This is a genomic window from Acinetobacter sp. SCLZS86 (assembly GCF_021560715.1).
Taxonomy (GTDB): domain Bacteria; phylum Pseudomonadota; class Gammaproteobacteria; order Pseudomonadales; family Moraxellaceae; genus Acinetobacter; species Acinetobacter towneri_A.
This window is the reverse complement of sequence record NZ_CP090864.1, coordinates 2,300,257-2,324,487: the sequence shown is the minus strand read 5'-3', so window position 1 is coordinate 2,324,487 and position 24,231 is coordinate 2,300,257. Positions and strand designations below refer to the sequence as shown.

Genomic DNA, 24,231 nt, shown 5'->3' with positions numbered 1-24,231 from the left:
TTTGTAGAATATCAAATTTTTAATAATCGCTACCGTCTTCACAGTAGTCATTACCACTTTTATCGCCTGTGACACTCTCTTTTAAGGCACCCGCAGCCGCACCAAAATTTGCGGCGTGTGCTGTATTTGCAGCGGTAGCTCCAGCTCTAATTGCTTTAATGCTATTTCCTGCAATTCCACCTAAAGCACCAGCAGCAGTATTAATTGCCAACTCTCCCCAAGAAAACTCTTTTCCCCCTATAACCTCTCCCGCATATGTGGCTGCACCAACAATAGCTCCAGCTACATGTAAAGGAACGGTCGCACCTGACACTATTTCCATTTCCTCTAAAGTAATTTCTCTCAAGGTAATCTCCTCTCACTATTCCATTTAATAAATTTCATCAAAAGGAATACCAGTATAAATACTGATACTCCTCTAAAAATATATGAGTAAATACTGTTTTCTAAATCATATCTAATAGCGAACTTTGAAAAAATATAATTCATGAATACGTAGATAAATAAAATAATTAACAATATCATTGCTTTAATTAAATATTTTTTTAGCAAAATCTTCACCAAACGATTGATAATTGCGAAAATAAATTTACCAATACAACTATATACTGTCAACACCTTTTCAACAGTTACTATTTTAAAGAACAATTTAAAAAGCACTTAAATTTATTATTTTTACCTATCAAGATTACGGATTCGTATCTTTAACTCCTTCACTGGCAACATGAACAGTAGACAACCAATCAGACCATAGACCTTCATATAATTGTATAGTATGGGTACTTGGCTGTTTTCTCCAAATTTCCTCCCACCAGTAAGATGGTTGGGTGTGGCGAAGAATAGCTAAAGGGTGCATGTATAATTTACGAAGTTCGTTAAATTTTTCTTTCTTCATTAAATAACTATGTACTGAATTACGATGAGGACTATTGTAAAGATGAGCCCATAAACTCGCAAAATTTTGCAGCATTGTTCGTCCGCCATCACCAATTTCCGTAGAAATATGAGCTCGAGTTTCTAGCACATCAACTTTCTCATCTTTATATTCTCGGATAATTACTAACTCGCCTTCAGGGGAGATATTCCTTACAAAGTGAATCTTTTTAACTTTACTCATAAAAATTTCATGGTCAGAGATTCCTTCCGTTTGAAATAGCTCTGGAATATCTTGCTCTGGTAAACCTGAAGCGTCAAATGAAGAATGTGGTGTTGGATAACCATCTCCATGCACCAACCAATCTTGCTCAACCCCTAAGAATTCAGCAATTTTTCTGAGCTCAATAAATGTAGGTTCCTGTTTACCTTGTACCCAATCCAAAAATATTTCTGCTGTTTCATACTCAAGCTGTTCTGCGATATGAGAATATTTTAACTCTCGAAAGTTATTGAAATTTGCCCATTGAATAGAATGAACTAATCTATCTGATAATTCTTTTTTACGATCTAAAAGTTGGTAAGGGCTTAATGCCATACTCCCATTTTCTGTGTCCAACTTTTTAAAATTAAAGCTATTTTCAAGACGTGCTACGATTTCTGAATTCATTGACCGCTTAGCATCTTGTGCCTCAGCTTCGATTCTTTGTTTCAATTCAGTTGGTAATCTTAGTTTTACTTGAGAATCACTTAATAGACTCATAGAACATGGACCTTACATATTGATATATAAACCACATTGGTTTAATATAATTAAACCAATGTGGTCCAAAGAGGTTTCTATGAACCCCAATACTCATGAACTCGCCCAACTTAAAATTCGTATTCCTGCCAATTTAAGAAAGCAATTGCAGGAAGAATCTATTGCTCAACAAAGGTCCATGAATGCTCAAATTAACTTTATTTTAAAGCAATTTTTGCAAATTCCTAGCAATGTACAACAGATGAAAGATAACTAATACGGCAGAAATAATAGAGACTCATGCGGGTACATGAGTCTCTAAAGTTGTCTTAATTTTGCGGTCAAGACAACTTCATTGTATTGAACATCGATTGATTTATCAATGTTCAAGCGGTTCTTTCTGCCTCTTTTAAACCAAAGAGGTCCAATCCTATGCGTATTGAAACAGATAAAATTAGGCAAATTGTTCGGCTCCTTAATCTTGGGCATAGCCAAAGATCAACAGCAATACAGGTTCAGGCTAACCGCAGTTCTGTAAAAACCATTTTCGATAAATTAAAACTTTTCCCTATTGATAATAGTGAACTTAATTTATTCACCAATTTAGAATTGTTGGATTATTTTGAGATTTCCCGTATTTGCTCTTACCCAACACGGAAAATCTACCCTGATTTTGAATATATCAATCAAGAACTCAAAAAACGGGATATGACTCTGGAATTGCTTTGGCAAGAGTATATTGCTCAATTTAAAGAAGGCCTTTCATATTCTCGTTTTTGCCATGTATTTAATCGTTTTCGCAATAAAAAACATGCTTCAATGCGCCAAACGTTTAAAAGTGGTGAAGCGTTGCTTGTTGATTTCTGTGGTAGGACTATGGAGATTACATCTCCAGTAGATGGATCAAAAAGTTATGCTCAAGTATTTGTGGGTGTTCTAGGGGCCTCTGCGTATACATTTGCTTATGCTGTGCCAAGTCAAAGGGTGGAACATTGGCTTGAATGTTTTATCAAAACTTTTGATCATATTGGTGGTGTTCCTGCAACCGTGATCACAGACAATCTCAAATCAGCAGTCATTAAAAACAATAAGTCAGGTTTGATATTCCAAAAGGATTTTGAAGACTTTGCGGCACATTATGACTTTGCAATTATTCCAACTCGTCCTCGTCATCCTAAAGATAAAGGTCTAGCTGAAGTGAGTGTTCAAATTGTACAACGTGCAGTACTTGCTTCATTACGAAATCAAAAATTCTTTTCTATTGAAGAATTAAACGAAGCCATTAAGGAAAAAATGGATATTATCAATCGAAAAACAACTCGGCGTTTTACGATTAGTCGTTATGAGCAGTTTTTGGCGTTGGATAGCAAAGATATTTCACCATTACCACTTTATCCTTATGAGCTTTGTTCATGGAAAAGGCATGTACGGGTGAGTGAATTCTATCGAGTTGAATATGATGGGAATCAATATTCAGTTCCTTATACCCATATACATTTGCATGTCGATCTCAAAGTTACCCAATCAGCAATACATGTTTTTTATGAACGTGAAAAAATTGCGGAACATGCAATTAGTCACGGTATTCGTCAAGATATATGTCTTGATGAACATATGTCACCTGCGCATCGTACCCAAAAAGGCTTATCAAAAGATGAAATTATTTATTGGGCAAATCGGGCTGGTCCAAATACTTCACAGTATGTATGCCATATTTTAAATCAAAAAGGAGATCTAGCTAGAAATATTAAATCATTGAACAAACTGAGAAAGTGGGTAGTTGATAATCAAAAGTCCCATTGTCTTGAAGATGCTTGTGATTTTGCATCACAACGACAAATTTATGCCGTGGATCGACTACAACGAATCATTGCAAACAGTGCTTATCAAATCCAGCAACAACCTGTATCAGACGCATTAAGTCATATACCCACACCACACCATAATATTCGTGGTGCAGATTACTATTTCCGCAATTCTGGAGCTGCTCATGCTTAAACAATCCGTGAAAGATAAATTAGAGCAACTTAAACTCAAAGGTTTCTTACGTACAGCAGAGACTTCTTTGGATCAAATGCTTACTCGAGGCACAAGTTTCGAAGAGTTTTTGGACTTCTGCCTAGAAGCCGAATTAAATGATCGGACAAACAGACGAATCGAAAGACTTTTTTCGATTGCAAAATTTCGTTATCCCACTGCACGATTAGAGCATATTGACTATGCTTCTGAGCGAGAAATTAAAAAGGCTGATATTGCTCGCTATGCGAATTGTGAGTGGATTAGTGATTGCAGAGGGCTAATTATCTCTGGGGCGACAGGCGTAGGAAAGTCATGGTTAGCCTGTGCCTTGGGTGCGGAAGCTTGCCATCGTAGCTATAGTGCTATGTATTTTAATGCAATAAGCCTATTCGATGAAATTAGCAGTGCAATAACATTAGGTGAAATCAAAGATTTTAAGAAAAAGGTATGTTCTGCAAAACTACTTATTATTGATGACTTTGGATTGGGTGGTTTTACTCAGTCCTTAGCACCCTCATTTTTAGAAATTATTGATAAGCAATCACAGAATGGTGGGTTACTCATTACTAGCCAAGTTCCTAAGAGGTTGTGGTTTGAGCAATTTCAAGATCCGACGATTGCAGATGCAGTTATGGATCGCATTTTACATCGTTCATACGAGTTAGAAATTTCAGGTCGATCTTATCGGGAAAAAATCTACGCTCAATAATGGTAACTTTATTCAGTTAAGGGAGTAATGGCCTACACCATTCTCCCTATTATTTTAATTATAGTGGTATGGCACGAACAGGAGTGACTGGTATGATACGAACAGGAATGGGTGGTCGTTTTATCCAGTATTTTGCACCGTTGCCCCATAGCCTTTAGCATCGGGGTAGTCCCAAATATGACTGGCAAAATTTTTCTCGTTGCTTGCGCAGTTATGACCTTTTTCATTGCCGAGTTGGTTGACGCTTGGTGAGCGATAGGCTGAACGAATAGCGATACGCCCAAACTTTTCTTGTAGTGGTTCGAGTAATTGTTGGCAGAGTTCTTTTCCTGTGCGAATGGCAATCTCAGGATGGTCTGGAAAGTTAGGGATACCGTACCAGTTAGCGATTTCGCTATAGAGAAAGTCACGCATAAAGAAAGACTTCGATAGCTGAATGCGTCCTAAGTCTTCGAGTTTGGTGATCGAGGATACTTTTTTGATAGTCATGTTGTTTTTAGTCTGAAGTGTTTGGATTGATTGTATTTTAAAAATTTTGAAAATTAAATATTTACCTCTCCCTAACCCTCTCCTAAAAGGAGAGGGAACATTCAATATTATATTGATACGGTCATGCATTTATCAGTTGAGTAGCAAAATTGGTGGCTATTCAGTTTTCTATATTTATTTGAGCTTTACATATAAATGCTTATGGCCATTATCTAAGGTACGTTCATCCCATTGGAAAATCTTTGGATAACCTTTTACTAAATCATTAAGTTTTTTGAATCCGTATGTTCTAGGGTCAAAATCAGTTTTCATTAATTTAAGTTGTGATCCTAATGATGCAACAGTTATCCATTCAGCATCTTGGTTATCGAAAACTTGTTTAATAATATGTAATGGTAAAGTAGATATAGTTTCCGTTTTTATTTCTTGAATTGGAACTTCATTAACATTTTTTTCTATTTTGACTTCTTTAATTTCATTAACTACTTCTTTAATTAAAGGATCTTCATAGTTACTTAAGTTTTCTACATAAGTGAAATGTGAGCATGCATTTCTAAAGGCTTCGGGTGTTTGTTTTTTGCCAAAACCGTAAACCGTAGCTCCTTGTTCTTTAATTCGAATTGCAAGTGCAGTGAAATCACTATCACTAGAAACTAAACAAAAACCATCAAATCGCCCTGTATAGAGTAAATCCATTGCATCAATAATCATGAAACCATCAGTCGCATTTTTGCCTGTTGTATAAGCAAATTGTTGCATTGGTTTGATTGCTAAACTATTAATAGCTTGTTTCCAATTACCATTTTGACTTACGAAATTACCGTAAATCCTCTTAACAGTAGCTTCTCCATACTTTGTAAGCTCATTTAAAATATTTTCAATATCTTTTGCTGAAGCATTGTCTGCATCAATCAACACTGCTAATTTTGCGGTTTTTTCTTCTGAAACATTAAAAATCGTTTTTAAAGCCATTATTCTCTCTAAAAATAAAAACCCTACACAGGGTAGGGTTTTATCGCATAAAGTAATTTAATTAGTCAATTAATCAACCAATCAATTTCTTCATTAATTCATTTACTTGAGCAGGGTTGGCTTTACCCTTAGACGCTTTCATCACTTGACCGACTAAACCGTTGAAGGCTTTGTCTTTACCAGACTTATATTCTTCAACCATTTTTTCATTGGCAGCAAGCACTTCCTTAATAATTGCTTCAATTGCGCCTGTATCAGTTTCCTGTTTCAAGCCTTTTTCAGCAATGATTTCGTCCGCAGATTTGCCTTCTTCCCACATAAAGCCGAATACTTGCTTCGCGATCTTACCGTTAATTGTGTTGTCCACAATACGCGCGATCATACCGCCAAGTTTTTCCGCAGATACAGGCGAGTCAGCCAAATCTAGGCCAGCTTTGTTTAGAGCACCTGAGAATTCGCCCATTACCCAGTTTGCAGCAATCTTACCTTGTGCAGCACCGCCAGCAGCTTTCACCACTTCTTCATAAAATTCTGACATTTCACGAGTCAATGTAAGTACGTGCGCATCGTACTCAGTTACACCAAAGTCCGCCACGAAACGTGCACGACGTGCAGCAGGAAGCTCAGGCATAGTTGCTTTAATGGCTTCAATTTGCGCATCAGGAATAATCACAGGCAACAAGTCTGGATCAGGGAAGTAGCGGTAATCGTTGGCTTCTTCCTTAGAACGCATTGAACGCGTTTCCATCTTCACAGGGTCGAACAAACGTGTTTCTTGGTCAATGGTACCATCCCATTCCAAAATTTCCATTTGACGTTCAATTTCAACATTGATCGCTTGTTCAATGAAACGGAATGAGTTCAAGTTTTTAAGCTCACAACGTGTACCGAATGGCTGACCCGGACGACGTAACGACACGTTACAGTCCGCACGGAATGAGCCTTCTGCCATGTTGCCGTCAGAAATACCCAACCAACGTACCAGAGTGTGAATTGCTTTAATATAAGCAACCGCTTCTTCAACTGAACGCATATCTGGTTCAGATACGATTTCCAATAAAGGCGTGCCTGCACGGTTGAGGTCAATGCCTGACATGCCTTCAAATTGATCGTGAATTGACTTGCCAGCATCTTCTTCAAGGTGTGCACGAGTTACGCCAATGCGTTTGGTTGTGCCATCTTCAAGTTGAATGTCGATATGACCCAAGCCCACAATCGGGTTATCCATCTGGCTAATTTGGTAGCCTTTAGGAGAATCAGGGTAGAAGTAGTTTTTGCGCGCAAACACAGAAGCTTGGTCAATGTAAGCATCAATGCCCAAACCAAAACGGATTGCCAAATCCACCACTTCTTTATTCAATACAGGCAGTACGCCCGGCATAGCTAAATCAACAAGGCTGGCTTGCGTATTTGGGTCTTGACCAAACTCGGTGGATGAACCTGAGAAAATTTTAGAATGGGTTGCAAGCTGAGTGTGAATCTCAATACCAATCACGACTTCCCAACCATCAATCAGGTTTGATTTTGGTTTAGCAGTATTCTTCGCCATTACGCGTTCTCCTCAGCAATTGCAGCGCGTTGAGTATGCCAATCGGTCGCTTGTTGATACTGATGTACCACAGATAGCAGTTGTGATTCAGACCAGTAATTGCCAATTAATTGTAAACCCACAGGCAAGTGATCTTGGTCAAAACCAACAGGCGCACTAATTGCTGGTAAGCCCGCTAAGTTCACTGCGATGGTGTAAATATCACCCAAATACATTTCAACAGGGTCTAAAGACGCGCCAATTTTGTAGGCAGTTGTTGGTGCAGTTGGTGCTGCAATTACATCTACCTGTTCAAAAGCTTTTAAGAAGTCTTGCTGAATTAAACGACGCACTTTTTGCGCTTTCACATAGTAAGCGTCGTAATAACCCGCAGAAAGAGCATAAGTACCAATCAAGATACGACGTTGCACTTCTGCACCAAAACCTTCAGAACGTGAGCGTTTGTAAAGGTCTAAAATATCTTGAGGATTTTCTGCGCGGTAGCCATAACGCACACCATCATAACGAGAAAGGTTAGACGAAGCTTCTGCAGGGGCAATCAGATAGTAAGTTGGCACGTAGCTTTCAGTCATGTTGAGATCAATCTCAACCAATACTGCGCCCAATTCTTCTAATTTTTTTAGTGATTCTTCAACACGTGCTTTCACCGCAGCATCTAAACCAGCCACATTGAAGTATTGTTTCGGAATACCAATGCGTAAGCCTTTGAGCGTTGTTGCATTCAGGTTCGCCACATAATCTTCAACCGCTTTATCCATAGAGGTTGAGTCTTTGGAATCATGACCTGCCATTACATTCATTAAATATGCGCAGTCTTCTGCAGAGCGTGCCATTGGACCTGCCTGATCTAAAGATGATGCATAAGCGATGATGCCGTAACGTGAAACACGTCCGTAAGTTGGTTTGAGACCAGTCAAACCACAGAAAGACGCAGGCTGACGGATTGAACCACCTGTATCTGTACCTGTAGCAAATGGTGCAAGGTCAGCCGCCACGACAGCAGCAGAACCACCTGACGAACCACCCGGTACATGGTCAAGTGCCCATGGGTTTTTGGTCGCGCCATAGAACGAACTTTCAGAGGTTGAACCCATTGCGAATTCGTCCATGTTCACTTTACCCAAAGTGACCAAACCTGCATTTTTACCTTGTGCCACCACAGTTGCGTCATAAGGCGAGATAAAATTGTCCAGCATTTTTGAACCCGCAGAGGTTTTAATGCCTTGAGTACAAAAAATATCTTTATGCGCAACAGGAATACCTGTCAGTGCTGTCGCTTGACCTGCCTGACGCAACGCGTCGGCTGCATCTGCCTGAGCAAGTGCAACCTCATTGGTTACGGTGACATAAGAGCGTACTTGCGGATCAATTTTGGCAATACGTTTTAAATAATGTTCTGTTAGTTCGCGAGAGGAGAATTTGGCTGCTGCTAAACCCTCAGAGATTTCACGAATCGATAAGCGATGTAAATCTGTCATGAGAAAAATTCTTTTACCTTTTTATGAAGTCAATATGTAACAGCCGAATAAATTATTCAATCACACGTGGAACTAGGTACAAGCCATCCTGAACTGCAGGGGCAACAGCTTGATATTGCTCACGATGATTCTGTTCGGTTACGACGTCTTCACGTAATGGTTGCGGGTGGTCAAATGGGCTTTTTAAAGGCTCAACGTCATCGGTATTTATGCCTTTTAAGCTTTCCATCATGCCTAAAATTTTATTTAGACTTTGAGCATACTCAGCAGATTGCGTATCATTGAGTTTAAGACGAGCAAGATGGGCAATTGCTGAAACTGTTTGTGCATTTAAATCTGCAGAATGCTGAGCATCCGAGGTAGACATAACATCACCTAAAATCAGTATTAATAAAAAATTTCAAAATATCGTGCGTTATAATAAGCGATTGACTTGTTCAACGCACCACATTTAGTTAAAGTTGCCAACTTGCGTCCACATAAAGTTTAATCGAGAACGACTCCGTGATTCTAAAACGACTAATTGGCTTGTTTTCGCCAGACCTAGCCATTGATTTAGGTACAGCAAATACACTTATTTATGCGCCAGGACGAGGCATTATATTAAATGAACCGACGGTTGTGGCAATTCGTCACAGCGGTTCACAGAAAATTGTTGCCGCAGTCGGTCTTGATGCCAAACAAATGTTGGGTCGTACCCCTGCAAACATTTCTGCAATTCGCCCAATGAAAGATGGTGTCATCGCTGATTTTGAAGTGACTGAAACCATGCTGAACCAATTTATAGGCAAAGTGCATGAAAAGCGTTTATTTCCACCTGCACCGCGTGTAGTGGTGTGTGTACCATGCAAATCGACTTTGGTCGAGCGCCGTGCAATTCGTGAAGCCGTATTTAATGCAGGTGCACGTGATGTACGTTTAATTGAAGAACCCATGGCAGCAGCAATTGGTGCAGGTATGCCAGTCGAGCAAGCTTGTGGTTCAATGGTGGTAGATGTTGGTGGGGGCACGACAGAAATCGCGATCATTTCATTACAAGGTTGTGTTTATTCAGATTCATTGCGTATTGGGGGCGATGTGTTTGATGAGCAAATCATTAACTACGTGCGCAAGGCACATGGTTGTGTGATTGGTGAAACCACAGCAGAAACCATTAAGAAAGAAGTCGGTATGGCTTTGCCAGATGAAGGTGCTAAACCACTGGAAATTGAAGTGCGTGGCCGTAACTTGGCAGAAGGTGTGCCACGTGCCATTACGGTAACTTCTGATGAAATTACCCAAGCTATTTCTGATCCATTACAAAGTATTGTATCGGCAGTAAAATCTGCACTTGAGCAAACTCCACCTGAACTTTCTTCAGATATTGCAGAGCGTGGAATTGTGCTGACTGGTGGTGGTGCGTTATTGCGTAACCTAGACAAGCTTTTGGCACAAGAAACAGGCTTACCTGTGGTGGTTGCTGAAGAACCATTAACTTGCGTGACCCGTGGTGGCGGTAAGGTCTTGGAATTCTTTGATAATCCAAACCACGATATGTTATTTGTTGGCTAATACATAGGATTCGGCGGTGCAAACAAATCTGTTTTCCAGACAACCGCCATCTTTTCGCTCTTTTATCATTGCGGTCATTACTTGTTTGGTCATCCTGTTTTTTAACTGGCGTGTTCCTCATGTAATTCAACCTGCACGTGATGTCTTGTATGCGGCATATAATCCAATTTATGCCCTTGCAAGCTATCCTGTATTGTCGCGAGAATGGCTAAGTCAACAAAGCAAGTCTGAGGCTCAATTGCGTCGTGAAAATACCGCGATGCAGGCAGAGCTATTACAGGCTCAAGTCCGTTTGCAAAAATTATCTGAACTCTCTGCAGAAAATACCCGCCTGCGTGGTCTACTCGATACTCCTCTAATCATTGATGGACGCATGGAAATTGCCGAAGTGATTGGCACAGATGCCGATCCTTTGCGTCACATTATTGTGATTAACCGTGGTTCACAAAATCAGCTCAAAGTCGGGCAAACCGTTTTGGATGATAAAGGCATTATGGGGCAGATCATTGCGGTGTATCCACACAGTAGCCGTGTCATGTTGCTTTCTGATAAGGAACATTCGCTTTCGGTGCGTTTAGAGCATACAGGCATGCGTGCGATTGTGTCAGGTACTGGCGATTTGGGACGTTTAAAAATGGAATATGTGCCGACCAGTGCCAATATTCAAGTTGGAGAAAAGGTTTATAGCTCAGGCTTGGGCGAGCATTTTCCCGCAGGATATTTGGTTGGCAGCATTACCAAAATCAGCCGACATAATTCTGGTGAGTTTGCACAAATTGATGTGATGCCTGCAGCACAATTGGCGGGTGGTCATCATGTAGTGGTGCTTTTCTCAGAATCTTTAGCGAAGGAGCAGCCAAATGCCAATCGCTAAAATTGGACAAACTCGACTTGGGCAAAACAAGAATAAAGATCCACTGTTTCCGATTATTTTTTCTGTCATAGCTGCATCCGTACTTATGGTGTATCCATTGTCTTATACAGGCTCGGGTTGGCGACCATTGTTTATGTTGATGGTGACCTTGTTTTGGGTGCTTGGGCAGCCAACGTGGTGTGGCATCTGGTTTGCCTTTGGTACAGGCTTGTTTGCAGACTTACTCCTTGATGCTCCTTTGGGGATGAATGCCCTGAGTTTTGTGGTGATTACTTTTGTGGCGCGTTTCCTGACTCGTGAACGCCGTATTATGACGTTTGCGAATTTATGGGTCATCAGTGCAATCGCAATTTTGGCACACCTCGCTTTGATTTGGGTGATGCAAGTCATGGGTGGGATTCAGTTCCCATTTGCGCGTCATTGGCAACCTTTACTAAGTAGTATTTTACTCTGGCCTGTGCTGTATTATTTCTTGCGAAAATGGCGCATTTAATTCTCGCTTCAAGTTCACCGCGTCGTCGTGAACTCCTACAACAGCTCGGACTGGAATTTGAAATTTACAGTCCAGATATTGATGAATCTATTTTAGCGGGCGAAGATGTTGCCACATATGTTGAGCGTTTGGCGTGTGCCAAAGCCGATGCCGTTTTGCAGCTATTTCCTGATGCTATGGTGATTGCTGCCGATACCAGTTTGGGCGTAGATGGGCAGATTTTGGGAAAGCCGGAATCCAAAGTACATGCCTTTGCCATTTGGTCACAACTTTCTGGTCGAAAACATGATGTTTTTTCAGGCGTTTGTGTGCGTACAAAACAGAAAAAATCCAGTATAGTGGTACGTACACAGGTTGAATTTCAATCGCTTAGCCTAGATGATATGGAAAGTTACTGGGCAACAGGTGAGCCGATTGGAAAAGCGGGTGCTTATGCAATTCAAGGCATCGCAGCACGTTATATTCCGCGTATAGAAGGGAGTTATAGTAATGTGGTGGGCTTACCTTTGCATGAAACCGTACAGTTATTACAGACAGTTAAGGCACTAAATTAACTGCTGCACAAAAATTTTTATAATGTTTTGAGTTTTATTATGTCTGACGAGTTGTTGATTAATGTCACACCGATGGAGTGTCGGGTGGCGTTAATTCAAAACGGCACGGTCAATGAATTATTCGTTGAGCGTACCGCCAAGCGTGGTTTGGTGGGTAATATTTATAAAGGCAAAGTCGTGCGCGTGCTGCCAGGTATGCAAGCCGCTTTTGTCGATATTGGCTTATCACGTACTGCTTTTTTGCATATCAATGACATGATTTGGCCGCGCAGCCAACCTACACCGAATGTCTTTGAATTATTGCAGCCTGGGCAAATTCTGACCGTTCAAGTGATGAAAGATATGCTTGGTACTAAAGGTGCACGACTAAGCACTGATCTTTCTATTCCTTCACGTTATTTGGTGTTAATGCCCTATGGTAGCCATATTGGCGTATCACAACGTATTGAATCGAGTGAAGAGCGTGAGCGTCTACGCGGGATCATTGAAACCATTCAGGCCGAGCATAAACTGCCAGGTTCAGTGATTGTACGCACAGCAGCCGAAGGCGTCGATGAGGCCGCCTTAATGCAAGATATGTGTTACTTGGCCAAACTCTGGGAATACATTCAGCGTAAACAAAAAAGTATTGCTGTGCCTTCTTTGATTTTTGAAGAATTACCATTGCCACAACGCGTAATCCGTGATTTAGCGAATGATAACACCGCTAAAATTTATGTCGATTCACGTGAAATTCACGCCAAGTTAAAAGAATTTGTGGATGAGTTTGTGCCCAATATGCACAATCGCCTGATTCATTACCCAGGTGAGCGCCCACTGTTCGATTTATACAATGTCGAAGAAGATATTCAAAAAGCATTGCAAACCCGTGTGGCATTAAAGTCGGGTGGTTATTTGATGATTGATCAAACCGAAGCCATGACTACTATTGATGTAAATACGGGTTCTTATGTCGGTGGTCGCACTTTAGAAGACACTGTATTTAAAACCAATATGGAAGCCACACAGGTCATTGCTCGCCAATTACGTTTGCGTAATTTGGGCGGTATTATCATTATTGACTTCATTGATATGCAAGAAGTGCAGCATCGGGATGAAGTTTTGAGTCAGTTTGAGCGTATGCTTGAACGAGATCATGCCAAGACCAAAATTACCCAAGTGTCTGAGCTAGGCTTGGTCGAGATGACCCGTAAACGTACCCGTGAATCTTTAGAACATTTACTTTGTGAAGCCTGCCCAACTTGTCAGGGGCGGGGATATGTTAAAACAGCAGAGACAGTGTGTTACGAAATTTTTCGAGAAATTTTGAGATATGCACGTGCATTTGAATCACAACGTGGCTTTACTGTCGTTGCGCATCCATCAGTGATTGACCGTTTGTTAACTGCAGAAGCGCCAGCAGTGGCAGATTTAGAGCACTTTATTAGCCGTGTAATTAAATTTCAGGTGGAAAATTTATATACGCAAGAGCAATACGATATCATTCTGAGTTGAAATTGTAACAGGATATCGCTAAACAGTTGTTACATCTGAAATTTTACTTTTTTGAGCGAATTCTCAATACTAAGGATACAGCGTAGCCAAAGCCGAATATCTCCTTCGGTTTAGCAAATGAGGTATGTCATGGGTATGAGTGAAGTAGTAATTCAAAAGAGTTTTAAAGTGTTAGATCGTAAAGTGACACATAACGGTTATATTGTGGATGAGCAAGGTAAAGAAACTCAAATTACCACTGCAATGATTAGCGCAGTTTGTCAGCAATTATTAAAACAGTGTCGTACTATTCAAAAATAAGGGGCAGCAATTGCCCCTTAATTGTTTTGATGGATTGGCCTATCAATCCACGATTTTATTGACCCCTTCAGGTGCATCAATAATCTGTTCAAAACGCTGAATTTCATCTTCCAAGTGCTGCAATAAGTTTTGCATTTTGGGTAAGGCTTGACGACAAGCGGTTAAACCAACTTCCAATTTGTCTAAATAGCTAGTCATGGTAATGTTTAAAGCTTGCCCATCTAACACAATTGAAGCAGGATAAAGCGCATCTAGTTTTGCACCATTCCAATACAAAGGTTCACGCGGACCAGGTACATTAGAAATCACCAAGTTAAAGGCCTGACGCTTTGGCATAATACCTGACAAAATATTTAAACCTGCAGCGCCGTAAACAAAAGCACTATAGTTCATAATCTGATTAGGATTCATGCGCTTAAAACGCTGCTTAGAATTTTGCACACTGCGGCGCACAATTCTTAAACGCTCAAGCGGATCTTCTTTGTGTGTACCTAAGTTGGCTAAAATCATGGTGATTCGATTGGATACTTCAGAATCGTCATCACGAATAGAGGCAGGCACCATCGCAATGAGCGGTTTTTTAGGTAAGGCATATTGGCTGAGTAAATACTCACGTAATGCGCCTGAGCAAATTGCCAGCACCACATCATTAATGGTTACGCCTAAAGCTTTGGCAATACGGTGCAAACGTGCAAACTCAAAAGATTGAGCGGCAAAACGACGTGAGGCGCTCACACGTTGGTTTAAGATGGTGCTTGGTGCTTGGAAGCTGGAGACATAATCAGGGTTACGTCCCATATCTTTGGCAACAGTTTGTGATACTTCATAAACTGCGCGAGGGGTTGCTTCAAACTGACCTTTAAGTCCACCAAAAATTTTCTTTAAACGGCTGACTTTCGGTTCTTTTAGACGTTTAGCACGTGGGCCTTCTACACACCAAGGTGGTACAATTCTTTTTGCATTTTCGTCGTGCGAAAGGGATTTTTCCACCAAACGCATGCCAGCAATACCATCTACCATGGCATGATGAATTTTAAAGAACATCGCAAAACGATTATCTTCAATACCTTCAATAATATGGCAAGTCCAGAGTGGTTTGGCGCGATCAATCAACGAGCTGTGTTCTTGTGAAATATAAGTTAATAATTCACGAATACGGCCTGGCTTTGGCAAGGCGATATGACGGAAGTGATGATCGAGATCGAACTCTTCATCTTCATCCCAAAATAGACCATTGAGCTTATTGTTAAATGGTGCAATAGGCATTGACTTTGAATTGCGAATATCGGCAACCAAGTCTTGAATAAAAGTGTCTGGCGCATGTTCTGGAATTTGGAATAGGAATAATCCACCCACATGCATGGGCTGTTGACGTTTTTCGAGTGACAGGAAAATAAAATCAATAGGGTGTAATGGTCGCATATTCTGGATTGCCTCACTGCAATTTCTACGCCTGTTCTTTGCTGAATAGGCTTTTAGAGTTATATAAGATTTAATTTCAGTATATCTTTTTTATCAAACAAATATAGTGGTTTTTGCGCCATCATCCGTCAATAAAAATCACAGTAGGTGGGTGATTTTTATTGACCTTAATAGGGTAATAGGGTGGAGATTATTTGAGATTTCCTGCATGCAGACCACATTCTTTGTGCGTTGCTTCTTCCCACCACCAACGACCTTCGCGTTCATGTTGGTTTGGGAGCACAGGGCGGGTGCAAGGTTCACAGCCAATCGAAATAAAACCTTTTTCATGCAAACGATTGTATGGAATTTCCATCATGCGAATGTAGTTCCACACGTCACTGCTTGACCAGTTTGCCAGTGGATTGTATTTAATTAGTTGTTTATTTGGACCAGCAAAACCTGCATCGGCTTGTACCACTGGAATATCTTGACGTGTACCTGGGCTTTGATCTTTACGTTGCCCTGTAATCCAGCCATCTAGTGTTGCCAGTTTTTTTCGTAAAGGTTGAACTTTACGAATTCCGCAACATTCCTGATGTCCATCTTCAAAAAAGCTAAACAAGCCTTTTTCTTGTACCAATTGTTGGACTGCTTCGGTTTCAGGAAAGCAAATTTCGATCTCAATATTATAATATTTGCGTACAGTTTCTAAAAATTGATAGGTTTCAGGATGCAAACGTCCTGTATCTAAACTAAATACACGAAATGGCAAACCTAAATTAGACGCCATATCAATCAGTACCACATCTTCTGCACCAGAAAAAGAAATTGCAACTTCACCCTGCTGGTTCAAAGCAAGTTTTAAAATCTCGCTAGGCGATTTGTCAGCATATTCAGTCGCGAGTGCATCAACAATGTCTATGGTGGGAATGGTGTGCATAAGTCTTCCTGCAGTCGGCTTGAGGGCTAATCTTTGTTCTTGAGCGGATTATTTTAATGGAATTCCTAAAAAGGTCTTATCACTAAAAAATAAATGCTTATGAACTAAATAGATTTAAAAAAGAACAAGGCAAAAACCGAATCTTCGGCTATGATAGGGAAAAATTTTTAATGGTATTTTGGGAGAACCCATGGAAATCGTATGTCTTGATCTTGAAGGTGTGTTAGTTCCAGAAATTTGGATTAACTTTGCTAAAAAAACTGGCATTAAAGAACTTGAAGCAACTACACGTGATATTCCTGACTACGATGTGTTGATGACTCAGCGTTTAAATATTCTAAAACAGCATGGCTTGGGCTTAAATGATATTCAAGCGGTGATTGCAGACATGGGGCCATTCCCGGGCGCGAAAGAGTTTGTAGAGTGGGTGAGCACACACTTCCAATTGATTATTCTTTCAGACACGTTCTATGAGTTTGCACATCCGTTGATGAAGCAATTGGGCTGGCCAACCATTTTCTGTCATAAGCTAGAATCAGATGAAAATGGCATGATCACTGCGTATAAATTACGTCAACCAGATCAAAAACGTCAGGCAGTTAAAGCCTTACATGGTTTAAATTTCCGTGTGATTGCTGCGGGTGACTCGTATAACGACACCACGATGCTTGGTGAAGCAGATCATGGTTTCTTGTTTGATGCACCAGACAATGTAATTGCAGAATTCCCGCAATTCCCGGCCATTCATGGTTATGAAGCATTGAAAGAGGCGATTCGTGGTGCTTCGGTACGAGATATTCCTGCTTAATCTGAAGCTGAATACAATAAAGGGCATCATTTGATGCCCTTTGTTTTTTTATGCGATATTAACAGTGAATTGATTTAGAAGCGGTAGCCGATTTTTAGACCATAACCCAATGCATAGTTGTCTTCAAATTCACCAACGTTTTTTGTACCCGTACGTGCAGTGGCATCACCCAACCAGAAGTATTTTACGCCAGCTTGAATAAAGTAGTTTTCTGCAGGGCTGTATTGACTACCTAAGCCAACGCTCCAATAACCCTCAGTCGGACCTAAAGTGGTGACAGGGTTGCCTGCACCAGAGTCATAACCTACAGAAGCAGAACCAGACCAATGACTGTTAAACTTGCGACCCACCCCTACGGTTGCAGACCATTGATCATCTGAATAGTCAATAAGGTTATTGCCAGAAGCTGCATTTAAAAACTTTGGTGTGACCGCAAATTGATCCCAATGTGCCCAACGGATATTGGCAAAAGCTAAAGTGTTGGCTGCAACACCTGTTTGGAAATCAATATTTACTGATTGTGGGGTTATGACATCAAGTTGTGATTCTACATTTAACATTGGCATTAACTTGTGTGTCTCTACCGATTTAGCTTTATGCTTGATTTCGGAGCGATAAGTTACTGATGTTTTAAGTGCGATTTCAGGGATTTGATAAGCAAAGCCTGCGAGCCAACCAAAAGCCTCTTCTTCATGTATTTTAATGTCATAGCCACTTAAAACTTTAGTTGGGTCTTTAGGTGATATATAGGCTTGACCACGTAGGGAGATATCTGCTTCAACAGTTTGCCAAACAGGACCTGCGTAGAAATTCCAGTTTTCTGTAGGTTGGTAACCAATTAAAGCCGTGAGATTGTGTGTTTCTACTTCAACTTTTGTAGCTTCAATTCCATTAGTAAACATGCTCTGTTCTAGGTTATACATCGCATCTGCACCAAATGGTTGGTCATATAAAAGACCTATAGAAATGTGTTCTGTTGCTTGTACTTTAATCGCAGCAGAAGGGAAATAATAATCTTCTGCCATATCGCTGACGTTATTTTTTATAAGATCTTTTCCTTTAACTGTTGGATCTAAAATTGAAATACCAGCTTCTGCATAATTACCCGGTTGTAAAAATGCAGCAATAGATTGACCAGAACGGTCTAAACCAGCAGCAAGCGCAGGTGTAAGTGGGAGAGTACTAAGTAAAATAGCCGAATAGATTTTATTGAGCTTCATGGTCGTTCCCTGATGCTTTATGTAACAAAAAGTGCAGGAAAAGTAACATATTTAAAAAAAGAGTAAATGCTCAACTTTGCAGAATAAATGAACTGAATAAGTTATAAATTGTACTTGATTAGAGTAAATGTACTATTTTTAGGTCTTAAATAAATGAATTTTATTAAATAATTTTTTTAGGGTGATGTTAGGGTAAATATGAGTTTAATTGCTTTAAGTTTGAACATTTGGTTAGCACTTGTATAAAACTGGAAGTTAAAGTGTTTAAAAAACCACCCCGAAGGGTGGTTTTTAAAGATTTGGTAATAATTAATTAGAAGCGGTAGCCCATTTTTAGACCGTAGCCCCAAGCATCATTATCTTCAAAAGTACCAACATTATTAACAGCAGCAGTTTTAGCAGTAGCATCGCCTAGCATAAAATATTTTACACCGCCGGCAATAAAGTAATTAGTTGCTGGACTAAATTGTAGACCTAAACCAACATTCCAATAACCTTCAGTTGGCCCTAAAGTTGTTACTGGATCACCGGCACCGGAATCCCAGCCTACAGATACATTACCAGCCCATTTTTCATTAAATTTACGACCAACACCCAAGGTTGCTGAAATCTGATCATCAGAATAATCAACAAGATTTGCACCCACTAAACCACGTGCATCTGCAGCTTGACCAAAATAATTTGGACGAATTGAAAAATCTTCCCAATTTACCCATCGTACATTAGCAAATGCTACTGTATCAGCCATTACACCTGTTTGAAAATCAAGGTTAACAGACTGTGGGGTAGTTACCGATGTTTTACCTGGAGTAAATAATGGGTTTGATGCAAGATTAAATTGTCCATAGCGAACAGTTTCAGTGGCCTGAAGCTCATGTTCAACTTCTGAGCGATAAGTTAGGGATGCTTTAAGAGCAATTTCTGGAATTTGGTAAGCTAAACCTGCAATCCAGCCTAACTCAGTATCTTTTTTCAATGTTGCATCATAAGATCCAAATGCAGTAGGACCGCCGTAGGCTAAACCACGTAATGAAACTTCACCTTCAGCAGTTTGAATTACTGGACCTGCATAAAAATTCCAATTTTGATTCGGCTGAAAGCCGAATAAGAAAGTTAAATTTTCAGTTGTAACTTCTGCAGATGTGCCACCGGTAGCATCTGTAAAATTTAAATTAGGTGTATTGTATTCAGTATGAGCTCCAAAAGGTTGATCATAAAGTAAACCAAAGGAAAAGTTATCTGTAAGCTGAAGCTTTAACGCTGCTGCTGGAAAGTAATAATCATTTGCCAAATCACCTGTGTCTTGAGACGGTAATCCTGGAGCTAAAGGCGTAGATCGCCCTGATACATCCGCATCTAATACGGAAATACCTGCTTCAAAGTAATTACCCGGTTGCAGGAAGGCTGCAATAGATTGTCCTGAACGGTCCATTGCTGCAGCAAATGCACCTGTCATTGGTACAGTTGCTAAAATCATTGCTGTGCTAAGTGCTTTTAATTTCATTATACATTTCCTTTGGGCTATAAAGTCTTTTATGACAGTTTTTGTTGATGCTTTAAGCTTTCATCTAGGATGATTTCGGCTTGTACAAACCGAGACCATTTGTTACTCCATGTGACAAAAATATCACAATTAAAATAAGAGTAAATGCTCTAGAAAAAAACTATTCAGTATAAAAATTAAACTAAATAGAGTATTTGTTCTAATTGGTGTGGGTTTTTGGTTTGTTGGTGATTGAAATTAAAGAATAAAATTTAAAAATCAATCTTTTGTTTGAGTGTTTTTAATTGGTTAAAAAAAATACTTTTTATCAAAACTCATTTTGTTGCAAGGCATATCTTGCAACAAAATGGGGTGCATTAACGTGGGGTTTTTCCAAGCTTTGCCAAAAGAATGACAGGAATCAGCCCAACCAATACAATTAGCAAAGCAGCCACAGCACCATCTTCATAGGTTCCTCTAGAAGCTTCTGCATATAGCTGGGTGGCGAGCGTTTCCATATTTAGAGGACGGAGCAATAAAGTTGCTGGTAGCTCTTTCATGCAGTCTACAAAGATTAATAAAGCTGCAGAAATAATGGCAGGGCGTAATAATGGCAAGTGCACACGCCATAACAATGCAAAGCTGTTTTGTCCTAAATTACGTGCAGCATCATCAAAAACACCATGAATACGGTTATAGCCTGACTCAATGCCACCTACTGAAATAGCTAAAAAACGCACAGCATAAGCATAAATAAGGGTAAAACTAGTACCGAGAAATAATAAACCTGTGTGTATCCCTAATTTAAACTCTAAAAAATCTGCAACGGCATGATCAATTTTGCCCAAAGCCAACATGAGACCAATGGCTAAAACAGTTCCTGGAATGGCATAGCCTAAGCTAGAAATGCGGCTAAACCAGTTGTGTTTGCTAAAACGTGCCGCACTGACAATAAAGAAACCAATCAAAATGGTGACGATGGTGGCAAGGCTGGCAAGGATTAGTGTGTTGATTGAGGCTTGGATTAGGAAATCTGAAAAGCCTGCATATTGAATGCGTTTGTAAGATTCTACAAGTAAGTGACTGGTGGGAATTAAAAAGCCAATACAAACAGGAATTAAGCCCAAGCCTAATAACACAAGCGCTTTAAGCCCTTTGACCGATTGTGCAGGCATTAAACGGCTGCGTTGAGCCGAGTTCATATAGCGCTGTTTACGTCGTCCTAAACGCTCTACTAACACCAATAAGGTAATAATCATCAACATGAAAATGGCAATTTGTGCAGCACTGGCTAAATCGGACTGATTGGTCCAGGTTGAATAAATCGACAAAGTTAAGGTTTTAATGCCTAAAAATTCTGTTGCACCAATATCATTAATGGTTTCCATTAAAACCAGACTAGTACCCACAGCAATTGCAGGACGTGCCAGTGGAATTGCAACACGTAAAAACACTTGATCGGGTTTTAATCCTAATGTACGTGCAACCTCAATTAAACTGGCCGATTGCATCAGAAACATTGCACGGGTGCTTAAATACACATACGGATACAGCACAAAGCTAAGCAAGAAGATGCCGCCCCAAACGGTACGAATATTAGGAAACCAAAACTGTTGTAATTCTAAATTAAACCCATCCCGCAGGATACTTTGCACAGGGCCAATGGGGTGCAAAATGTCGATATAACTATACGCAATAATATAAGTTGGTACGGCTAAAGGCAGCAGTAAGGCCCAATCTAAAAATGCACGACCTCGGAATTGATACGCTGTTACAATCCATGCGCTGCCTGTACCAATCAGGATGGTGAGAATACCCACGCCCAACAATAAAAACCCTGTTTCTGCCAACGTGTGTGGAATAACATAACGCAGCAGATGCCCCCAAATTTCGCTATCACCTTGTAATGCCGTCCAAATTAAAGCGAGCACAGGTAAACAGGCGAGTAGCGTCAATAACCCACTGAGCGAAAATAAAAAATTAAATTTATTTTTAAGCATTGCAATAGAGGTATTAAATAAGGGGGAGGGAACAGCTGAGCATCTTACAGTGCAAAGCGCTGCACTGTAAGACAAAAGCAGAAAATTTTAGCGGTTAAACTGGACTTTATCGACCAATAAGTTGGCGGCTTTGCGGTGACGTGCAATATCGCTTAAACGAATTGAATCAATATTCAGTTTGCCAAAACTAGCGATAATCGGGTCAATTTTTACCCCAGGTTTGACAGGGTATTCAAAGCCGTTTTGTGCGTAGATGGCTTGCGCATGATCTGAAGCTAAAAACTCGAGCAGTTGTACAGCTTCTTTACGGTTTGGTGCATGTTTAGAAACCACTGCACCCGATACGTTTACATGCGTTCCACCATTTTTAAAACGTGGAAGTACCACGTTAATCGCATTGCCCCAGCGTTGTTGTTCCGCATCACCTGTACGCATCGTGCCGACATAATAGGTGTTGGCAACGCCAATATCACAAATTTTACCTAAAATATCACGTGCCACATCACGGTCACCACCGCTGGCTGGGCGAGCTAAATTGGCTTTCACACCACGCAACCAAGTTTCGGCTTGTTTTTCACCATGATGGGCAATATAAGCCGCAATCAAAGCGGTGTTATATGGATGGTTGCCTGAGCGAATACAGATTTTATTTTTCCATGTTGGATTGGCTAAATCTTCATAAGTAATCGCATTAAGCGGTGTACGGTCTTTAGAGGCATAGACGGCACGTGCACGCATCGACAAGGCATACCAATGACCATTGGCAGCACGTAAATTGGCAGGAATTGCACTATTTAAGGTTTTAGAACTCACGCGCTGAGTTAAACCACTTTCAACCAAATCAACCAAATTTCCAAAATCTACAGTCAACATAACGTCGGCAGGAGAACGACGGCCTTCTGCTTTCACACGTTCTAATAAACCATCTTTAATAAAAACCGTATTCACTTTTACCCCAGTTTTTTGGGTAAATTCAGTCAATAAAGTTTGAATGAGCACAGGTTCACGTGTGGTGTATAAATTGACTTCCGCTGCTTGTGCGACACTTGTACCAAATGCAAGTAAACCTGTAACAAGTAATGATAAATTCGACAATGGTTTCATACAGTATTCCTAATTAAAAATTTAAACCTGAACAGTAGCTTGAGTAGAAGATGAAGCAGTGGGTGATTGCTCATCAGAAGCCAAGTAATAACAGTTGTTTAAATCGACAGAAACATAGACCTGGTCAGTAGGTTGAATATCTTGAAGATGACTGACTTGTGCTAAAAGCGTGAGATCATGATCGCGTAGTTTTAGATGCAGTTGTTGCGCATGCCCCATAAAACTGGATGACACAATGCTTGCTGGCAACGCATTTTCACTTGGTGTTTGGCTGATACGTAATTGATGCGGGCGGAAGCAGCAGACCAGTGAATCTTGAGCGGTGGTATGTTCTGGTAAATCTATCTTGCCAAATACAGTGTGAATTTCTTGCTGCTTGATTTGCACTGGAATTTCATTCAATGCAGAAAAATAACGTGCAGCAAACAAGGTTTTCGGTTGTAAATAAAGTTGTTTCGGTGAACCAATTTGAATAATTTGCCCTTGGTGCATCAAAATAATTTGATCGGCAATTTGCAGTGCTTCTTCTGGGTCATGTGTCACGATAACCGTAGTCGTTTTAGTTTGTTTGAGCAGTTGAATGGTGTTTTGACGAATTTGATCACGCAGGCGATGATCCAAATTTGAAAAAGGTTCATCCATTAACAAGACTTGTGGTTCTGGTGCTAAGGCACGTGCTAAGGCAACGCGTTGTTGTTCGCCGCCTGAAAGTGTATATGGATAGCTGTCTTGATGATGCAACATAGAAACATGGGCTAAAGCTTGTTTCGCAATAGTTTCCCGCTGCGCTTTGGGAAATTTCTTTAAGCCAAAGATAACATTGTCTAACACACTTAAATGTGGAAAAAGTGCGTAATCCTGAAAAACTAAACCAATATGGCGAGCTTCTGCAGGAATCTGTGCTTGTTCACTCCACAAGGTATTCTGTTCTAGTTGAATTGTGCCGCTGCTAGGTGTTTCCAAACCTGCAATCAGACGCAGCATCGTGGTTTTGCCACAGCCTGAATGACCTAATAAACATACAATTTGTCCACTCATTGCCGACCATGTTGCTTGTTGCACTGCAAAACGCGAGCCAAACTTTTTACTGAGCTGTTGGATCGTCAAGACATTGGCAGGTTGAGCAGCGTACGCATTCATAGTTCATTCACACGACAAATTTCGTGCTCAAATAA

Annotated in this window: 24 protein-coding genes; 10 read left to right on the top strand and 14 right to left on the bottom strand. The window is 40.3% G+C overall.

Annotation, left to right across the window (positions count from 1 at the left end):
• Positions 1–19: 19 nt before the first annotated feature.
• Positions 20–346: a hypothetical protein gene (locus LZP46_RS11160; protein ID WP_178867096.1), complete on the bottom strand. Its 327-nt coding sequence runs from the start codon at positions 344–346 to the stop codon at positions 20–22.
• Positions 347–688: 342 nt separating this feature from the next.
• A complete protein-coding gene (locus tag LZP46_RS11155; RefSeq protein WP_236093863.1) occupies positions 689–1,636 on the bottom strand; it encodes an Arc family DNA-binding protein in 948 nt (315 codons plus the stop codon).
• 79 nt (positions 1,637–1,715) lie between these two features.
• Here LZP46_RS11155 and LZP46_RS11150 point away from each other — a divergent pair, with 79 nt between their 5' ends.
• The 3 genes from LZP46_RS11150 to istB all read left to right on the top strand — a co-directional run bounded on the left by LZP46_RS11150 (position 1,716) and on the right by istB (position 4,343).
• Complete coding sequence (locus LZP46_RS11150) at positions 1,716–1,892, top strand: Arc family DNA-binding protein (protein WP_178867092.1); 177 nt, start codon at positions 1,716–1,718, stop codon at positions 1,890–1,892.
• A gap of 155 nt (positions 1,893–2,047) precedes the next feature.
• Positions 2,048–3,613 (top strand): IS21 family transposase, encoded by a 1,566-nt coding sequence (gene istA, locus LZP46_RS11145; protein WP_236093862.1) that lies wholly within the window; start codon positions 2,048–2,050, stop codon positions 3,611–3,613.
• Complete coding sequence (gene istB, locus LZP46_RS11140; protein ID WP_236093861.1) at positions 3,606–4,343, top strand: IS21-like element helper ATPase IstB; 738 nt, start codon at positions 3,606–3,608, stop codon at positions 4,341–4,343. Before istA ends, istB begins: the two co-directional genes overlap by 8 nt.
• 120 nt (positions 4,344–4,463) lie before the next feature.
• On the opposite strand, the gene LZP46_RS11135 is transcribed toward istB, so the two are convergent.
• The 5 genes from LZP46_RS11135 to gatC form a co-directional block, all read right to left on the bottom strand.
• Entirely contained in the window at positions 4,464–4,832 is a 369-nt protein-coding gene (locus tag LZP46_RS11135) for a hypothetical protein (protein WP_236093860.1), read from the bottom strand.
• Positions 4,833–5,006: 174 nt separating this feature from the next.
• Positions 5,007–5,804 carry an NYN domain-containing protein gene (locus LZP46_RS11130; protein WP_236093859.1) on the bottom strand — a complete coding sequence of 266 codons (798 nt, stop codon included), beginning with the start codon at positions 5,802–5,804 and terminating at the stop codon, positions 5,007–5,009.
• 73 nt (positions 5,805–5,877) lie between these two features.
• Positions 5,878–7,353, bottom strand: a complete 1,476-nt coding sequence (gene gatB, locus LZP46_RS11125; protein ID WP_236093858.1) for an Asp-tRNA(Asn)/Glu-tRNA(Gln) amidotransferase subunit GatB — start codon at positions 7,351–7,353, stop codon at positions 5,878–5,880.
• Positions 7,353–8,831 carry an Asp-tRNA(Asn)/Glu-tRNA(Gln) amidotransferase subunit GatA gene (gene gatA / locus LZP46_RS11120; protein WP_179989362.1) on the bottom strand — a complete coding sequence of 493 codons (1,479 nt, stop codon included), beginning with the start codon at positions 8,829–8,831 and terminating at the stop codon, positions 7,353–7,355. Before gatA ends, gatB begins: the two co-directional genes overlap by 1 nt.
• 52 nt (positions 8,832–8,883) lie before the next feature.
• Positions 8,884–9,198: an Asp-tRNA(Asn)/Glu-tRNA(Gln) amidotransferase subunit GatC gene (gene gatC, locus LZP46_RS11115; protein ID WP_004975405.1), complete on the bottom strand. Its 315-nt coding sequence runs from the start codon at positions 9,196–9,198 to the stop codon at positions 8,884–8,886.
• Positions 9,199–9,335: 137 nt separating this feature from the next.
• On the opposite strand from gatC, the gene LZP46_RS11110 reads away from it, so the two are divergent.
• The 6 genes from LZP46_RS11110 (at position 9,336) to LZP46_RS11085 (ending at position 14,097) form a co-directional block, all read left to right on the top strand.
• Positions 9,336–10,382: a rod shape-determining protein gene (locus LZP46_RS11110; protein ID WP_004975408.1), complete on the top strand. Its 1,047-nt coding sequence runs from the start codon at positions 9,336–9,338 to the stop codon at positions 10,380–10,382.
• Positions 10,383–10,398: 16 nt separating this feature from the next.
• Positions 10,399–11,256, top strand: a complete 858-nt coding sequence (gene mreC, locus LZP46_RS11105) for a rod shape-determining protein MreC (protein ID WP_019838366.1) — start codon at positions 10,399–10,401, stop codon at positions 11,254–11,256.
• On the top strand, positions 11,243–11,749 hold the full coding sequence (mreD, locus tag LZP46_RS11100; protein WP_178318225.1) for a rod shape-determining protein MreD: 507 nt from the start codon (positions 11,243–11,245) through the stop codon (positions 11,747–11,749). The genes mreC and mreD overlap by 14 nt, the downstream gene beginning before the upstream one ends.
• Complete coding sequence (locus LZP46_RS11095) at positions 11,737–12,303, top strand: Maf-like protein (RefSeq protein WP_236093857.1); 567 nt, start codon at positions 11,737–11,739, stop codon at positions 12,301–12,303. The genes mreD and LZP46_RS11095 overlap by 13 nt, the downstream gene beginning before the upstream one ends.
• Before the next feature lie 39 nt (positions 12,304–12,342).
• A complete protein-coding gene (gene rng / locus LZP46_RS11090; protein ID WP_070155092.1) occupies positions 12,343–13,797 on the top strand; it encodes a ribonuclease G in 1,455 nt (484 codons plus the stop codon).
• 129 nt (positions 13,798–13,926) lie between these two features.
• Complete coding sequence (locus LZP46_RS11085) at positions 13,927–14,097, top strand: PA1571 family protein (protein WP_329608957.1); 171 nt, start codon at positions 13,927–13,929, stop codon at positions 14,095–14,097.
• Positions 14,098–14,139: 42 nt separating this feature from the next.
• Here the strand turns inward: LZP46_RS11085 and LZP46_RS11080 are convergent, their stop codons facing one another.
• Positions 14,140–15,519, bottom strand: coding sequence for a WS/DGAT/MGAT family O-acyltransferase (locus LZP46_RS11080; protein WP_070155090.1), 1,380 nt, complete (start codon positions 15,517–15,519; stop codon positions 14,140–14,142).
• 190 nt (positions 15,520–15,709) lie between these two features.
• Positions 15,710–16,441, bottom strand: coding sequence for a phosphoadenylyl-sulfate reductase (locus LZP46_RS11075; protein WP_104852374.1), 732 nt, complete (start codon positions 16,439–16,441; stop codon positions 15,710–15,712).
• A 190-nt stretch (positions 16,442–16,631) separates the two neighbouring features.
• On the opposite strand from LZP46_RS11075, the gene thrH reads away from it, so the two are divergent.
• Complete coding sequence (thrH, locus tag LZP46_RS11070; RefSeq protein WP_236093856.1) at positions 16,632–17,249, top strand: bifunctional phosphoserine phosphatase/homoserine phosphotransferase ThrH; 618 nt, start codon at positions 16,632–16,634, stop codon at positions 17,247–17,249.
• Positions 17,250–17,323: 74 nt separating this feature from the next.
• Here thrH and LZP46_RS11065 read toward each other — a convergent pair whose 3' ends face one another.
• From LZP46_RS11065 to LZP46_RS11045, 5 genes are all read right to left on the bottom strand, one after another.
• Entirely contained in the window at positions 17,324–18,469 is a 1,146-nt protein-coding gene (locus LZP46_RS11065) for an OmpP1/FadL family transporter (protein WP_236093855.1), read from the bottom strand.
• A gap of 313 nt (positions 18,470–18,782) precedes the next feature.
• Complete coding sequence (locus LZP46_RS11060) at positions 18,783–19,973, bottom strand: OmpP1/FadL family transporter (protein WP_236093854.1); 1,191 nt, start codon at positions 19,971–19,973, stop codon at positions 18,783–18,785.
• A 356-nt stretch (positions 19,974–20,329) separates the two neighbouring features.
• Complete coding sequence (locus tag LZP46_RS11055; RefSeq protein ID WP_236093853.1) at positions 20,330–21,952, bottom strand: ABC transporter permease; 1,623 nt, start codon at positions 21,950–21,952, stop codon at positions 20,330–20,332.
• An 87-nt stretch (positions 21,953–22,039) separates the two neighbouring features.
• The gene (locus tag LZP46_RS11050; RefSeq protein ID WP_236093852.1) at positions 22,040–23,056 is read right to left on the bottom strand and encodes an extracellular solute-binding protein; all 1,017 of its coding nucleotides are present in this window, start codon (positions 23,054–23,056) and stop codon (positions 22,040–22,042) included.
• Between the two features lie 21 nt (positions 23,057–23,077).
• Positions 23,078–24,196, bottom strand: coding sequence for an ABC transporter ATP-binding protein (locus LZP46_RS11045; protein WP_236093851.1), 1,119 nt, complete (start codon positions 24,194–24,196; stop codon positions 23,078–23,080).
• Positions 24,197–24,231 lie beyond the last annotated feature (35 nt).